Raw genomic sequence first — 14,927 nt, 5'->3', positions numbered from 1 at the left:
CCATTGAGCGGGCGCGGAGGCGATTATAGAATCTGCCTCTTTATGATCAGCGTAGCCGCTATCCGGATGCAGCAGTTCGGCGTGCAATTCTATCAGGCCTCCCTGACCGCCAGTGATATCGACAAGCTCGTGCGTTTCGAGGTGTTGAGCTATCAGGACCAGGGACAGGCGGGCGTCAGGGGCAAGAAGAAGGCCGCCCAATCCAAGATCAACTGGGACCTGCTCGAACGCCGCATCGCCTCGAATGAGAAGGCGTACCAACGCCAGATCATCCGAAAGAAGATTGATGAGCTCGTGCAGTATTACGAGCAATGCCGGCAGGCCCGCGACCTGCCCTCGATCCCCGGCGCCGTCATCATTTCCTGCGATGAGAAGCTGAGCTTCGAGGCGTCCGAGAGCGGGTCCTCGCTTGGCCGCCTGAAAGTCCCGGAACGCGAGGGCATCCTGCGCGCCATCGACGGCCAGCACCGGTTGCTCGCCCTGCACGCCGACATCGATCGGTTCGGCGACGAGCCCTTCACCGTGCCCGCGATCATCTTCGACCGCGTGCCCGAAGACCACATCGTCCAGATGTTCGTGACGATTAACGCCAAGCACACCCGGCTGAACGCCTCGCACCTGGTGTCGCTGTCGGGACGTCAGCTCTACCGGGACGAATCCCTGGCGGCCGCCCACGACGTGGTGCGGGCGCTTAACGATCGCGAGGAATCTCCCCTGCACGGCGAGATCAAGCTGCTCGGTGTCGGCAAGGGCCGCGTCGGCCAGGCGCCGCTGGCGCAGGAACTCAAGAAGCTCTTCTCGGACGAGGCGGCCTTGGGTGGCGCGCGCAAGAGTGCCGAGTTCCGCGAGGAGTCGAAGAAGTTCTTCGTCAACTACCTCAAGCAGATCGCCAGCATTTTCGAGTCGGCGTGGAACGGCCGCAAGTACAGCGTCAAGTCGGCGACCGCCCTGCGCGCGTTCATTCGCGTGGCGCCCGACGTGCTGCAGAAGATCGACCAGCAGCACGCCGATCGCACTGACTTCCGGGCCATTGGCCGCGTTATCTCGCCGTGGGGCCGCCGCATTGGCGCGCTGCGCTTCGAGACCGACGGCGCATGGAAGCGCCAGGGAACGACCGTCGACAACCTGACCAAGGAACTGCGGCTGGCGTTGCAGTATCCCGAAGGGGCGGCAGGGTAGGCGGAAGAAACCGTGATCGCGCCGACAGAGTTGTCGGCGCCGTGCAACGGCTCGTTCGCGAAACCTGCGAAAACGGCCAGAAAAGTCGCGGCACGAACTTTGGATTAGTGGTGGCTGTCGCCAGTCTGTTTACTACGGTGCGAGTGCCGTAGTAGCTGGGGGGAGCCAGGTTGGCGGCAACTTTTGGGCGGCGGTTCCAGCAATGGGATCGCCGCCCTTAGTCATTTACGGGGTCGCTCAACCGATCGCCCACCATCCAGGTTCATAACCTGGATCCCGGCCCCCTCGAGCCCGGCGCGGACGGCCCGGGCCAACTGGACGGCCCCGGGGGTATCGCCGTGCAGGCAAATCGTGTCGGCTTCGAGCGCGATCTCCGACCCGTCCAGGGCCACGACCCGACGCTCCTGCACCATCTTGACGGCGCGGGCGGCGACGGTCGCCTGGTCGTGAATCACGCTGCCGGCTTTCTGGCGGGAGGCCAGCGAGCCATCGGCTTCGTAAGCGCGGTCGGCAAACACTTCCGCGGCCACTGGCAACCCAACCTCTCGGCCGGCCTTGATCAGTTCCGAGCCAGGCAATCCGAACAGAATCAGGTTCTTGTCGATGGCGGCCACCGCACGGGCAATGGCGCCGGCCAGCGCGCGGTCGCGGCAGGCCATGTTGTAGAGCGCGCCATGGGCCTTCACGTGCTGCAGGCGTACGCCCTGGGTCGCGGCGATCCCGGCGAGCGCGGCGACCTGGTAGACGACGAAGTCTTCCACCTCCTGCGGCGTGGCCTTCATCTCCCGGCGGCCGAAGCCGACGAGGTCCGGAAAGCCGGGGTGGGCGCCGACGGCGACGCCGCTCGCCTTGGCCAGCGCGACGGTCGCGCGCATGGCGCCGGGGTCACCGGCGTGGAACCCGCACGCGACGTTGGCCGACGAGATGCTCGCCATCAGGGCGGCATCGTCCCCCATGGGCCAGGGCCCGAATGACTCGCCGAGATCGGAATTGAGATCAATTCTCATTTTGTTCTTGACCGACCATTTTAGTCGGCCATATGCTGATTCAGAACTTGAGACTGAGTCTCACCTTGAATCCATGAAGACGTTTCGTTCCGCCATTTTCTGGATGCACCTGATCGTGGGCGTCGCCGCCGGCGTGGTTGTCCTCATCATGTCGATCACCGGCGTGGCCCTCACCTACGAGAAGCAGATGCTCGAGTGGGCCGACCGCCGCGCCTGGACGGCGTCGTCCTCACTCGACGCCCACCATCTTCCGCCGGAGACGCTGCTGGCGAAAGTCGCCGAGGCCCGGCCGGGGGTGGCGCCGACCGGCGTCACCCTGCGTGCCAACCCGGCCGCGCCCGCCACGGTGACCCTCGAAGGGAACGCGTCCCTGCTCGTCGATCCGTACACGGGCGTCATCATCGGCGCACCGCCGAGCGGTTTGCGGAACTTCTTCCGCACCATGACGGTGTGGCACCGCTACCTGGCCCTCCAGGACGCCAGCCGGGCGACCGGTAAGGCGGTGACCGGCGCCGCCAACCTCGCGTTCCTGTTCATCGTCCTGAGCGGCATGTATCTCTGGCTGCCACGGGTCTGGACGTGGCTTCAGTTCAAGGCCGTCCTCTGGTTCCGCGGCGGACTGCCCGCCAAGGCGCGTGACTTCAACTGGCACAACGTCATTGGCATCTGGTCGGCGGTGCCCCTCGCCGTGGTAGTGGCGGGCGCCGTCCCCATCTCGTACCCGTGGGCGAGCAACCTGGTCTATCGGCTGGCGGGCGATCGCCCCCCGGCTGCTGCGACGCCGGCGGCGAGCCCGGGCGCGCCTGAGCCGGTCTCCGCCAATGGTCTCAATGCTGCGTGGTCGCGTGCCCAGGCGCAGGTGCCCGCGTGGCGCACCATGACCGTCCGGCTGTCCACCGACCGCAGGCCGCTGACGCTGACCGTTGACCAAGGTTATGGCGGGCAGCCACAGCAACGCGCAACCCTCACCATCGATCGCGTGACCGGCGACATCACCAAGGCCGAGACGTTCGCCGACTTGAGCGCCGGCCGCCGCGCGCGATCATGGCTACGGTTTGCGCACACCGGGGAGTTCTACGGACTCGCCGGCCAGACCATCGCCGGCATCGTCTCGGCTGGCAGCGTGGTGTTGGTCTACACCGGCCTGGCGCTCGCGTGTCGCCGGTTCAGGTCGTGGATTCGGCGCCGCGGCCAGCAGGCCACGGTGGAACAGGTGCGCGCGGCATGAGCGTTCGCGGGAGAAACGATTGAGAGTGCTGTCGTCGGTTCTGGGTGTCGTTCTCTCGGTCGCGGTCACGGCTGGCGCGCAGGTCCCGGAGCGGTCCGGCGTGCTGCTGCTGGCTCACGGCGGGCAGCCGCAGTGGAACGAACGCGTCATCGCGGTGGCCAGGGCGGTCGATGCCACCCAGCCGATCGAAGTCGCCTTCGGCATGGCGTCGCGCGCGTCCATCCAGGCGGCGGTCGACAAGCTCACTGCCCGCGGCGTCACCTCGATCGTGGCGGTGCCGCTGTTCGTGTCGTCTCACAGTTCGGTGATTACCTCCACCGAGTACCTGCTCGGATTGCGAGCCGAGGCGCCGGCCGACCTGAAGATCTTCGCGAAGATGGACCACTCGGCGCACGGCGCGCCGGCCGCGGCGACTGGTGAACACGCCGCACATTTGCCTGCCGTGGATCCGGCTTCGCCCATCACGACGACGGTGCCCGTGCGCATGACCACGGCCTTCAACCGTCATCCCCTGATTGCCCAGATTCTCGCCGACCGTGCGCGTTCGATCAGCCAGACGCCCGCGAGCGAGGCCGTGATTCTCGTCGCCCACGGCCCGGTGCCGGACGACGACAACCAGCGGTGGCTGGACGACATGAAGGTGCTCGCGGAGCAGGTGCAGGCGGCCGCGCCGTTCTCGTCGGTTGACTACCTGACCGTGCGCGACGATGCCGGTCCGGCCATGCGCGAGGCCGCGACGAAAGACTTGCGCGATCGCGTCACGCAGCAGGTCGCCGCCGGCCGCACGGTGCTGATCGTGCCGCACCTGATGTCGTTCGGTGGCATCGAGCAGGGGATTCGCAAGCGGCTCGAAGGGTTGCCGTACGCGATGCCGGCGCAGGCCCTGATGCCCGACGAGCGAATTGCGCAGTGGGTGCTGGCGAGCCTGCGGTGACGTATGATCCGCCGCATGCGACGACACCTGCTTGCGGCCATCTTCATCCTGGCGGCTGCCCCACTGGCCTCGGCCCAGGCGCCCCAGCGCCAGACCCAGGAAGACGACTACACGCGCTACGAACTGCTTGGGCCCGACACCGCGCAGTTCAGAATCCTCTATGAAGTAACCGCGACCAGGGCCGGCGCGCCGTTTTTCTTCAATGCCATTCGCCGCGGCAGCGTCGCCACCGACGAGCGCGTCACCGACATGGCGACGGGACTGCCCCTCAAGTGGGAGATCGTCACCGGCCAGCAGGCGCGCGCCGAGGGACACCCCACCGCCGATCTCGAGACCGAGTGGTTGAAGGTCCACCTGGCCCGGCCGGTCCCGAAGGGCGGGGAGGCCCGCGTCCTGATCGACAAGACCTACCAGGACGCCAAGAGCTACTTCCGCGACGGCGACACCATCGTCTTCGACCGCTCGCTCGGCATTCGCCGCAATGCCGTGGTCCTGCCGGCGGGGTATCGCCTGATCAGCTGCAACGTGCCGTCGCAGGTCATGGCGACCACCGACGGCCGCGTGATGGTCACGTTCATGAACACCAGCGCCGCGGCCGCGCCGTTGGTCATTCGCGCCAGGCCCGGGTTGTCTCCCGTCATCCAGAAGCTGCCGACGACCCGTGGCGCCGCTGCGACCACGACGATGGCCTCGCAGGCCGCCCGTCTGTCGGACCGCGCGCACCAGGATCGCGAGATCGTGTATTTTCCAAACGATCCGGCCACGCACTCGTTCAACCTGTTCCACGACTACACCGAGTCGCGGCCGGGCGTCGGGCATTACTTCAACGTCGTGCGCGCCGGCAGTTCCGTGTCGAATCCCTCGGCCGTGCTGCTCGATACCGGCGAGGCACTGAAAGTCGAGACCCTGAGCGGCGCCGACCTCAAGAAGCGTGGCCTTGATGCCGGCGAGCCGCTGGCCGACACGGCGCAGGTCGTCGTGATCTCGTTCCCGGTCGTGAAGCAGGGCCAATCCGCGAGGTTGCGGATCACCGAGACCTACACCGATCCCAATCGCTACTTATTGGAGGGTGAGGAGTTGGTGTGGGACCGCGCCTTCGGCCGCCCTCGCAACTCCGTCGTGCTGCCGGCCGGCTGGACGGTGGTCGCCAACTCGATTCCGGCCGTCATCTCGCAGGATGCCGACGGCCGCCAGCGGCTCTACTACGAGAACCCGCGCAACGACGAGATCCAGGTGCTGATTCGCGCCCGGCGGGTGAAGGAGTAGCCATGAAGAGGTTTGCCGCGCTCGCACTCGTGACCGTGGCGCTGTCGTCGCCATCAGCGCAGACCGGTGTGCCGATCTCCGCCGAAGACACGCTGAAGGTCACGACGGCGTCAGTGCTCGACCTGAGCGAGGATGGCCGGCGCGTCGCGCTTGCGGCACGCCGGTTGTATGACAATGCCGAGACCAACCATCGCCGCTACGGCGACCCGACCTACTTCGCGCCGTCACTGGTCGAGGTCCGAGTGGTCGATACGGTCACCGGCGCCACCGACCGCGTCGGCACCGGCCTGCTGAACGTCCGGACGGCGGCCTTCGCGCCCGACGGATCGAGGCTGGCGATCCTGACCGCCGCGGAGGACGCCGCGGGCCTGCCGGCGACGGCCCTCTGGATCTACGACCTCGGCGCCAGACGGCTCACGGCGGTGCCGCGCCACGCCGGCGCGGAAGTGGCCGCCAACTCGGACCTGGCGTGGACGCCGGACGGCGCCCGGCTGCTCGTGGCGCTTCGCGATCCAGCCGACGACCGGGCCGCGCAGGCGTCGTTTAAGACGCTGGTCTCTGGTCCGGTCGTGGTCCAGACGTCGGCCCCGTTCCTGGATTGGGACGCCATGAATCGCGCCAACCGCCGCAGGGCGCTGGCCCAGATCGATCCGGCGACCGGCGCCAAGGTGGCCGTGCTCGCGCCTGCCGCCATCACCAACTACCAGTTCGCGCGCGATGGCTCATTCGTCACCTGGCTTGAAGACAGCACCGAGAAGACCAGTTACGACGTGATCTTCGGCACCGACAACGCCGTGCGGACCATGGCGCAGGGCGGCGCGGCGCGCACCGTCCTCGAGGCGAAGACCCTGAAGACCGCGCAGCCGCGGTGGTCGGACGATCGACGTACGTTCGCGTACGCCGACAAGGGCGAGGTGTTCGTTCAGCGCCTCGATGAGACGAAGCCGCGATCGCTGACACCGAGGCCGAAGACCGAGCCGGCGGCCAAGCCGGCTACCGAGGACGAGGCCGAGGCCTTCTCGGTGACCTCGTTCTCTCGCGACGGCTCGCATCTGCTGATCACCAGCAAAAAAGGCTGGTACGTGGCCGCGGTCGCCGATGGTGCCCGCGAACGCGTGCTCACCCTGGACGACAAGAACGAGGAGCGCAACCCCCGGCTCACCGTCGTCGATTGGACGCCGGCCGGCGACGCCCTGCTCGTCCAGTATGGCGAGCCCGATCGATGGGAGCGGGGCCTGTCGCGACTCGACTTGAAAACAAAGGCCCTGACGCCCCTGATCCGGGACCACGGTGTCTACCAGGGCTTCCGCCTGTCACGTGATGGCAGTACCGTCGTGTTCCAGAAGTCCGACGGCACCCGCCCCGCGGAAGTGTTTGCCGCGGACGTCTCGTTCACGAACGTCCGGAAGCTCACCGACCTCAACCCGTGGCTGTCGATGACAGCGCTGCCGACCTCGGAGCTGGTCTCGTACCGCGATGCCGACGGCAAGGTGCTCTACGGCGTCTTGCGCTATCCAGTTGGATACGAGAAGGGCAAGCAGTATCCGACAGTCTTCGAGATCTACGAGACGTTCTTCGACAACGGCTTCAATGGCCGCGCCGCCTTGCTGGCAGGGCAGGGCTACGCCGTGTTTCACCCGTCCGTGAACCTGGTGGTGGGCCGGCCAGGCGAGTCGTGGGCCAAGGGCGTCACGGCGGCGGCGAACAAGCTGATCGACATGGGCATCGCGGATCCCGATCGGCTCGGTGTGCATGGCACCAGCTACGGCGGCTATGCCACGGTATTGCTGTTGACCGAGACGGATCGCTTCAAGGCTGCCATCAATGTCTCGGGCAAGGTCAACATGGTGAGCTTCTACACCGACAGCGAACGCCTCGGCGTTCGCAACACCCATGCCCCGGAGAAGAGCCAGGATCGCATTGGCGGCACGCTGTGGGAATACCCGGAACGCTACCTCGAGCACTCGGCCATCTTCCGGCTCGACCGGGTCAAGACGCCGCTGCTGACGATCAGCGGCGATCAGGACCCCAACGTGCCTGCCAACCAGTCGCGCGAGTTGTATTACGCGCTGCGGCGGCTGGGGAAGGAAGTGGAGTGGGTGCGCTACGTGAACGGCGGCCACCGGCCACCCAACAGCGTGGCCGAGAGCATCGACTTCGAGCAGCGCATGGTGGCGTGGTACGACAAGTACTTGAAGGCGCCGCCGGCACAAGGGACCCGGCGGTAATCAAGTCGCCGCCCGTTCCCTCACGAGCTCCTCGATCTCGCGGTACTCCCGCCAGTGGCGGTGCGCGACCTGCGCCATGCCGACGACCGGGATCGCGAGGCAGACGCCGACGATCCCACCGATCGCGGCCCCCGCCCACAGCGCCAGCACCACGGCGACCGGATGCAGGTGCATCACGCGGCTGATCAGGCGCGGGTAGATCGCGTAGTCCTGAACCAGCCGCAAGCCGGCGAGGAACACAAGGACGGCAACGACGCGCTCTTCCGCCATCCCGGTGGCGACCACGGCGACGACCAGGGGGCCCGCGAGCGGCACCATTTCGAGCACGCCGGCGGCGATGCCCAGCGTCCCCGGATACGGCAGGCCGAGCGCCGCGAACCCGGCCCAGCACATGAATCCGACCAGGACGGCGGCCGTGATCTGGGCCCGCGTATACACGGCCAGAATGCGGTTGAGGTTGCGCAGGAACTCGTTGCCGCGCCACTGCAGGTGCGGCGTCGGCAGCGCGCGGGTGGTCGAGCGGCGGAACCGGTGCCAGCGCGTGAGCAGCAGGAACGCCACCACCGGCACCGTGGAGAGCCACGGCACCAGGCTGCGGATGCCGATCAGTTCGGCGCCGAGGGCCCGGGCCTCCCCTTCGAGGCTGCGCGTCACCCGGCGCGTCGTGGCGCCAACCGGCGCATTCACGGCCATCGGCAGGCCCAGTGCGTCATGCCACCCTTCGCTGGCGCGGAGTTGCCCGATGAATCGCGCCGTGTGCTGCGGCACCAGCACCGACATGCGCCCGAGCGCCGGCCCCAGGCGTTGGCCCGCGAACGCCCAAAGCGGAAATGTCACCACGGCCACGAGACCGTAGATCACCAGCACCGCGGTCCCCCGTGAGAGCGGCCGGCCCCGCCGTGAAGGTGCCGCCGCGTAGCGCAGGCGCTCGACCGCCGGCGCGATCAGGTAGGCCAGCACAAAGGACAGGAACACGATCAGGAACACGCCGGTCGCGGCGAACTGATCGAACACCACCGCCAGGACGACCAGGGCCACCAGCAGGGTGACCGTCACGAGGTAGGTGACCGCGCGGCGGCGCTCGCGCGGGCTCATCGGCTCAGCCGAAGGCAGCTCGCCCAGTCGCTCGGTCGTCTGCCGGGACATGCCGCAATTGTACGCGGTCGCCGTGCGCGCGCCGGTTCCCACCGCTAGGCGAGCATCTGCACCAGGAGGGCCTTTTGCGCGTGCAACCGGTTCTCGGCCTGGTCGAACACCACCGAGATCGGCGATTCGATCACTTCGTCAGTCACTTCGTCGCCGCGGTGGGCGGGCAGGCAGTGCATGAACAGCGCGCCGGGTTTCGCCAGCGCCATCAGGTTCTCGTTCACCTGGTAGCGCTGAAACAGCTTCTTGCGGTCGGCGTACTCGACTTCCTGGCCCATCGAGGTCCAGACGTCGGTGTAGACCGCATCGACCTCCCGCACCGCCGCCTTGGGGTCGGTAAACTCGGTCAGGCCGGCGCCTTTCTGCGACACCGCGGCCGCCTGATCCACGACCTCGTCCGGCAGCTCGTAGCCCTTCGGCGTGGCGACGTGCACCGCCATGCCCAGCATCATGGCCACGTGCACGAGCGACGTGCACACATTGTTGCCGTCACCGACAAACGCAATTCGCCGGCCCTCGAACGAGCTCCATTGTTCCGCCAGCGTCTGCATGTCGGCCAGCGCCTGGCACGGGTGCTCCTCGTTGCTGAGCGCGTTGATGACGTGAAGCTTCGGCGTGATCTCCGCAATCTGCGACAGCCGCTCCTGCGCGAAGGTGCGAATGACGACGGCGTCGACCCAGCGTTCCAGGTTCCGCGCCACGTCCTGGATGGGCTCGCGGTCGGCGTGCATCACGTCGGCCGGAATTTCGACAATGTCGCCGCCGAGTTCCCGCACGCCGATGGTCATCGTGACCCGGGTCCGCAGGGATGGTTTCTCGAACAACAGCCCGACATGCTTGCCGTTGAGGGCGTTCCAGGTGGGCGCCTTCATGCCCTTGACGCGCTCGCGCTTCAGCTTCGCGGCCAGCGCCAGCACTTTCGCCAGGCGGTCGGGATCAAGATCGAGAATGGAGAGAAAATTCTGCACGGCTGTCCTTACGAAACAGGAGGTCAGAAGATCAGGAGAAACAATATCTCCTTACCTCCTGACCTCTTGTGAAAACTAGGTGCGGTATTCGGCGTTGATCTTCACGTACTCGGCCGACAGGTCGCAGGTCCATACCGTCGCGGTGTGCGCGCCTCCGGTGCCGAGGTTGACCTCGATCGCCAGGTCCTTGCCGGTCAGGTAGTCGGCCGCCTGCGGCGCCCGCTCGTCGAACGGCCGGCCGTTCTCGAACAGCACCAGCGGCCCGATCTGCACGCGTGCGGCGTCGAGCACGAAGGCCGCGCCCGATCGTCCGGCGGCCGCGACCAGGCGGCCCCAGTTGGGATCGCCGCCGTGAACGGCGGTCTTGACGAGCGGCGAATTGGCGATCGCGCGCGCGGCCAGCCAGGCGTCGGCATCGGTGGCGGCGCCAGTCGTCGTGATGGCGATGAGCTTGGTCGCACCCTCGCCGCCGCGGACGACGCCGAGCGCCAGCTCGTGGGCCACGGTCCGGAAGGCTTCGAACAGCATGGGGTAGAGGTCCTCGCTAATCTCCACGCCGCTGCGGCCGTTGGCGAGCGCCAGCACGCAGTCGTTGGTCGAGGGCTCGCCGTCGACGGTGATCGCATTGAACGTGAACCGGCAGGCGTCGGACAGCGCCCGCGACAGCATCACCGGGTCAACGGTCGCATCGGTCGTCAAGTACCCCAGCATCGTCGCCATCCGCGGCTCGATCATGCCCGAGCCCTTGGCCATGCCGCCGACGCGGAACGAGCCGATGTCGGTGCGCACCTCGACGGCGTACTCCTTCGGGAACGGATCGGTCGTCATGATGCCGCGCGCGGCCGCGGCGCCGCCGTCGTCACTGAGCGCGGCGACGGCCTGCGGAATGCCGGCGCGCAGCTTGTCCATCTTCAGGTTGACGCCGATCACGCCGGTCGAGCCGACCAGCACCTCGTGCGCGTCGCAGCCGATCGCGGCGGCCGTCAGCGCCGCCATCTCGTGCGCATCGGCCAGGCCTTGCGGACCGGTGCAGGCGTTGGCGCAGCCACTGTTGGTGACCATGGCGCGGGCCCGTCCGCCGGTCAGGGCGAGGTGTTCTTCGCACACGATCAGCGGCGCGGCCTTGGCGAGGTTGAGCGTGAACACACCGGCGGCCTGCGCCGTCACGTCGCTGACCACCAGGGCGAGATCAGGCTTGCCGCTGGCCTTGATGCCGCAGTGGAGTCCGCTGGCGCTGAAGCCGGCCGGGGCGGTGATGCCGCCGGCGATGGGGTGGATATCAGCCACGGCTGCCCCCCGCCGTCGCGCGCGCGCCGGCACCGGACTGGGCCTGGGCACGTTCCAGGTCCAGGACGATGGCGTACTGCCCGCAGTTGCGGAACAGCGGGCACGAATGGCAGTCGTGCGCGATCTTCTCGGGCACCCACGTGTGGGGGACGATCGAGAAACCAAGGCGCACGAAGAATCGCGGGTCGTGGGCGAACGCCGTCAGCCGCTCGAAGCCTTCGCGTCGCGCGCGACGACCGAGCTCGTCCACCATGCGATAGCCGAGACCCGTCTGGCGAGCCTGGCGGCTGACCACCAGCGAGCGCACCTCGGCCACCGCCTTCGACAACGGCGCCAGCTCGGCGCAGCCAACGATCTCCTCGCCTCGGGTGGCGACGACGAAGCGGGGCGCGTGGTCGGCCAGTTCACCGAGGGTGCGCGGCAGCAGGCGCCCTTCTTCGAGGTGCGCGGCGATCAAGGCGTGCAGCGCCGGCGCGTCGGCGGCCGTCGCCGCCCGCAGCGTAATGGCCGGGGCGGCCTGCCGGCTCCGCTCGGCCGCAAGGGGACGCCGCCCCTTGCCCGGTCCGTTATCAACTACCACTCGCATCGTCACGCCTTCACCTCGACCGTCGATCCCTCGACCTTGACTGACGCCAACGCACCATCGAGCACGCCGATGGCTTCTTCAATCTCCGCGGCCGACACCGTGAGCGGCGGCAGCATGCGCACCACGCGCTCGGCGGTCCGGTTCACGAGCAGTCCCGCCCGCAGCGCGGCTTCGACGACCGGCTGCGCGTCGACGGCGAGCTCGAGCCCGCGCATGAGGCCGGCACCGCGCACGGCGGTGACGACCTGGTGCTTGCGCTGCAGGCCGTCCAGCCGCTGCTCGAACAGCGCGCCCATCTCGCGAATGTGCGGCGCCAGCGCCTCCAGCTGCTCGAGCACGTACAGGGCCGCGCGCGTCGACAGCAGGTTGCCGCCGTAGGTCGTGCCGTGGTCGCCGGCGAAGATCTGCGCGGCCACGTGTTCGCCGACCAGGGCCGCGCCGATCGGGACGCCGGAGCCGATCGCCTTGCCGACGGTCACCAGGTCGGGCGTCCAGCCCAGGGCCTGGTAGTGGAACGGCCGGCCGGTGCGGCCGAGGCCGCACTGGATTTCATCGGCGATCAGCAGCGTGCCGGTCTTCTTCGTGACGCGCGCGATCGCCGCCGCGAACTCGGCCGGCAACGGCCGCACGCCGCCTTCGCCCTGGATGGGCTCGGCAATGATGGCGGCGGTCGATTCGGTGACCGCGGCTTCGAGGCCGGCGATGTCGCCCGGCGCCACGAACGTGACGCCGGGGATCAGCGGTCCGAATGGGTCGCGATAGTGCGCGTTGGCCGTCACCGACAGCGCGCCCATGGTGCGGCCCGAGAACCCGTGTTCGAGCGCGACGTACGCCGTGCGGTTGTTGACGCCCTGCGAATACCAGAAGCGGCGCGCGAACTTGAGGCACGCCTCGACCGCTTCGGTGCCGCTGTTGCAGAAGAACGCGCGTTGCAGGCCCGACAGGGCCGACAGCCGCGCGGCCAACTGGCCCTGCAGCGGGTGGTAATAGAGGTTCGAGGTGTGCACCAGGGTCTTCGCCTGGTCGGCAATCACCGCGGCCAGGCCCGGATGCGCGTGCCCGAGCACGACCACGCCGATGCCCGAGATGAAATCGAGATAGGCCCGGCCGTCGGCGTCGAACAGGCGGGTGCCCTCGCCGCGCACGAACACGACCGGCTGCCGCTTATAGGTTTGCAGCACGTGCTGCGCCTCGAGCGCGGTCACGGACTGGGTTGTCGTCACGGTCATTTCACTACCCTCGACGTGGCGTCGGTCTTCAGCAACGCCACGGCCTTGCCAATTCGTTTCGCATCGCGCCCGTCGATGATCACCACGCTGCTGGCGCCGGTGAGGGCGGCCTCGCAGGCGGTGAGCTTGGCGACCATGCCCGCATTCGCGGTGCCCGAGGTGACCAGCTTCGCGATGTGGGTCTTGTTGAGGCGCGGGATGGTCTGTCCGCGCTTGTCGAGCACGCCGGCGGTCGCGCCGGCAATCACCAGGCGCTTGGCCTTGATCCGCGATGCCAGGCTGCCGGCCAGCGTGTCGGCATTGACGTTGAACAACTGCCCGTCCTTCGACGCGCTGACGCAGGCAATCACCGGCACGTAGCCGGCGTTGCACAGCAGCGCGAGCAAGGCCGGGGTCGGGGCATTGGCCACCGGCGTCCCCACCATGCCGAGATCAACGTTGTCGCCGCTCGTCGATTTGTGCGGTGCGGCCTTCTTCACCGGCGCCACGCCGGCATCGGCGCCGGTCAGGCCAATGGCGCGGCCGCCGGCGGCGTTGATGGCCGCCACAAACCGCGTGTTGATCGATCCGGCCAGCACCGCGACCACGATCTCCAGCGTCTCCGGATCGGTCACGCGCAGGCCATCGACCTGGCGCTTCGGGATGCCGACCTGCGCCAGCGACGCGTCGATCTCGCGGCCGCCACCGTGCACCACAATCAGCGGCCGGGTCTTCGCGGCCTGGTTGATGACCTTGCTGATGGCCTTCAGCCGATCCGCGCCTTCGAGCAATTCACCGCCGAGCTTCAGGACCACCGCGCGCTTCACAGCAAGCCGGCCTTCTGGTCGAGGCCGAACATCACGTTGAAGTTCTGGATGGCCTGCCCGGCGGCGCCCTTGACCAGGTTGTCGATCACGCTGACCACGAACACGCGGCCGGTGGCTTCATCCACCTTCCAGCCGATGTCGCAGAAGTTGGTGTGCGCCACGTGCTTGATCTCCGGCAGCGTCTCGCCGGTGAGGCGCACGAAGGGCGCGTCGGCATAGGCGCGCTCGAAGGCCGCCGCGACCGCCGCGGTGGTGGTGCCCGCCACCAGCCGCGTGTAGAGGCTCGCCAGGAGGCCGCGGTCGAGCGGCACCAGGTGCGGCACGAACGTGACGCCGCGGCCGAGCGCCTGCTCCATTTCCGGCGTGTGGCGATGGCCGAACGGGTTGTAGGCGGCCACGCTGCCATGGTTCTCGGAGAAGTGCGTGCGGTCGGACGCCGCCTTGCCGGCGCCCGAAATACCCGACTTGGCGTCGATCACGACGTCGGCGCCCGGCAGCAACAGCCCGGCGCGCTGCAACGGCAACAGGCCGAGCAGCGACGCGGTGGGGTAGCAGCCGGGATTGGAGAGCAGGCGCGCCGTGCGAATCGCCTCGGCCTCGAACTCGGTCAGGCCGTAAGCCACGCCGGCGGGCAGCGACTTGGTTGCGGGATACCAGCGCGACCGCGACGTCTCGTCGCGGAGGCGGAACGCCCCCGAGAGGTCGATGACCCGCAGGCCGGCGGCCAGCAGCACCGGCGCGAGGTCGGCCGACGCGGCTTCAGGCAGGGCCAGGAACACGGCATCGGCCTGGCCCGAGAGCGCCGCCGGATCGAGCGGCACGACCGTGCCGTCCCAAATGCGCTTCAGCGCCGGTAGGCTGCGGGGGGTGCTGGTCGCCTGCGAACCGGTGGCCGCGGCGATGGTGACCTGCGGATGGCGCGCGAGCAGGCGGATCAATTCCTGGCCGGCGAAGCCAGTAGCTCCTGCCACCGCGACGCGAATGGGTGCCCGCTGTTCAGACGAAATGTTATGCGCCAAGAGGGATATTTATACACATATCTCAGCCTCAAGTCAACAAAACA

At 68.1% G+C, this 14,927-nt stretch carries 13 protein-coding genes; 5 read left to right on the top strand and 8 right to left on the bottom strand.

The features are described from left to right. Positions 1–42 precede the first annotated feature (42 nt). Positions 43–1,179, top strand: coding sequence for a DGQHR domain-containing protein (locus Q8T13_12910; protein MDP3718657.1), 1,137 nt, complete (start codon positions 43–45; stop codon positions 1,177–1,179). Positions 1,180–1,400: 221 nt separating this feature from the next. On the opposite strand, the gene Q8T13_12905 is transcribed toward Q8T13_12910, so the two are convergent. Continuing rightward, complete coding sequence (locus Q8T13_12905) at positions 1,401–2,186, bottom strand: 5-oxoprolinase subunit PxpA (GenBank protein ID MDP3718656.1); 786 nt, start codon at positions 2,184–2,186, stop codon at positions 1,401–1,403. A gap of 73 nt (positions 2,187–2,259) precedes the next feature. Between Q8T13_12905 and Q8T13_12900 the strand changes: the two genes are divergently transcribed. From Q8T13_12900 to Q8T13_12885, 4 genes are read left to right on the top strand one after another with little or no spacing between them, the layout of a single operon-like run. Continuing rightward, on the top strand, positions 2,260–3,414 hold the full coding sequence (locus Q8T13_12900; GenBank protein ID MDP3718655.1) for a PepSY-associated TM helix domain-containing protein: 1,155 nt from the start codon (positions 2,260–2,262) through the stop codon (positions 3,412–3,414). A gap of 25 nt (positions 3,415–3,439) precedes the next feature. Further along, the gene (locus Q8T13_12895) at positions 3,440–4,348 is read left to right on the top strand and encodes a CbiX/SirB N-terminal domain-containing protein (protein MDP3718654.1); all 909 of its coding nucleotides are present in this window, start codon (positions 3,440–3,442) and stop codon (positions 4,346–4,348) included. A 15-nt stretch (positions 4,349–4,363) separates the two neighbouring features. Then, positions 4,364–5,614 carry a hypothetical protein gene (locus Q8T13_12890; GenBank protein MDP3718653.1) on the top strand — a complete coding sequence of 417 codons (1,251 nt, stop codon included), beginning with the start codon at positions 4,364–4,366 and terminating at the stop codon, positions 5,612–5,614. 2 nt (positions 5,615–5,616) lie between these two features. Further along, entirely contained in the window at positions 5,617–7,842 is a 2,226-nt protein-coding gene (locus Q8T13_12885; protein ID MDP3718652.1) for a prolyl oligopeptidase family serine peptidase, read from the top strand. Here Q8T13_12885 and Q8T13_12880 read toward each other — a convergent pair whose 3' ends face one another. From Q8T13_12880 to argC, 7 genes are all read right to left on the bottom strand, one after another. Then, entirely contained in the window at positions 7,843–8,988 is a 1,146-nt protein-coding gene (locus Q8T13_12880) for an AI-2E family transporter (GenBank protein ID MDP3718651.1), read from the bottom strand. A gap of 44 nt (positions 8,989–9,032) precedes the next feature. Next, entirely contained in the window at positions 9,033–9,956 is a 924-nt protein-coding gene (gene argF, locus Q8T13_12875; GenBank protein MDP3718650.1) for an ornithine carbamoyltransferase, read from the bottom strand. Positions 9,957–10,031: 75 nt separating this feature from the next. Beyond that, positions 10,032–11,243 carry a bifunctional glutamate N-acetyltransferase/amino-acid acetyltransferase ArgJ gene (gene argJ / locus Q8T13_12870; GenBank protein MDP3718649.1) on the bottom strand — a complete coding sequence of 404 codons (1,212 nt, stop codon included), beginning with the start codon at positions 11,241–11,243 and terminating at the stop codon, positions 10,032–10,034. Then, positions 11,236–11,829 carry a GNAT family N-acetyltransferase gene (locus Q8T13_12865; GenBank protein MDP3718648.1) on the bottom strand — a complete coding sequence of 198 codons (594 nt, stop codon included), beginning with the start codon at positions 11,827–11,829 and terminating at the stop codon, positions 11,236–11,238. The genes argJ and Q8T13_12865 overlap by 8 nt, the downstream gene beginning before the upstream one ends. A gap of 2 nt (positions 11,830–11,831) precedes the next feature. Then, on the bottom strand, positions 11,832–13,058 hold the full coding sequence (locus tag Q8T13_12860; GenBank protein MDP3718647.1) for an acetylornithine/succinylornithine family transaminase: 1,227 nt from the start codon (positions 13,056–13,058) through the stop codon (positions 11,832–11,834). Next, a complete protein-coding gene (argB, locus tag Q8T13_12855) occupies positions 13,055–13,864 on the bottom strand; it encodes an acetylglutamate kinase (protein MDP3718646.1) in 810 nt (269 codons plus the stop codon). The genes Q8T13_12860 and argB overlap by 4 nt, the downstream gene beginning before the upstream one ends. Next, a complete protein-coding gene (argC, locus tag Q8T13_12850) occupies positions 13,861–14,883 on the bottom strand; it encodes an N-acetyl-gamma-glutamyl-phosphate reductase (GenBank protein ID MDP3718645.1) in 1,023 nt (340 codons plus the stop codon). The genes argB and argC overlap by 4 nt, the downstream gene beginning before the upstream one ends. Positions 14,884–14,927: the final 44 nt, after the last annotated feature.

Source organism: Acidobacteriota bacterium (genome assembly GCA_030697165.1).
GTDB lineage: Bacteria > Acidobacteriota > Vicinamibacteria > Vicinamibacterales > UBA2999 > 12-FULL-67-14b.
Note: the sequence above shows the minus strand (reverse complement) of the source record. Positions and strands in the feature narration are given on the sequence as shown.

Coding starts and splice junctions, on each gene's coding strand:
- Q8T13_12865 (MDP3718648.1), bottom strand. CDS start 11,829: ATGCGAGTGGTAGTTGATAACGGACCGGGCAAGGGGCGGCGTCCCCTT.
- Q8T13_12880 (MDP3718651.1), bottom strand. CDS start 8,988: ATGTCCCGGCAGACGACCGAGCGACTGGGCGAGCTGCCTTCGGCTGAG.
- Q8T13_12885 (MDP3718652.1), top strand. CDS start 5,617: ATGAAGAGGTTTGCCGCGCTCGCACTCGTGACCGTGGCGCTGTCGTCG.
- Q8T13_12890 (MDP3718653.1), top strand. CDS start 4,364: ATGCGACGACACCTGCTTGCGGCCATCTTCATCCTGGCGGCTGCCCCA.
- Q8T13_12860 (MDP3718647.1), bottom strand. CDS start 13,058: ATGACCGTGACGACAACCCAGTCCGTGACCGCGCTCGAGGCGCAGCAC.
- Q8T13_12910 (MDP3718657.1), top strand. CDS start 43: ATGATCAGCGTAGCCGCTATCCGGATGCAGCAGTTCGGCGTGCAATTC.
- Q8T13_12900 (MDP3718655.1), top strand. CDS start 2,260: ATGAAGACGTTTCGTTCCGCCATTTTCTGGATGCACCTGATCGTGGGC.
- Q8T13_12905 (MDP3718656.1), bottom strand. CDS start 2,186: ATGAGAATTGATCTCAATTCCGATCTCGGCGAGTCATTCGGGCCCTGG.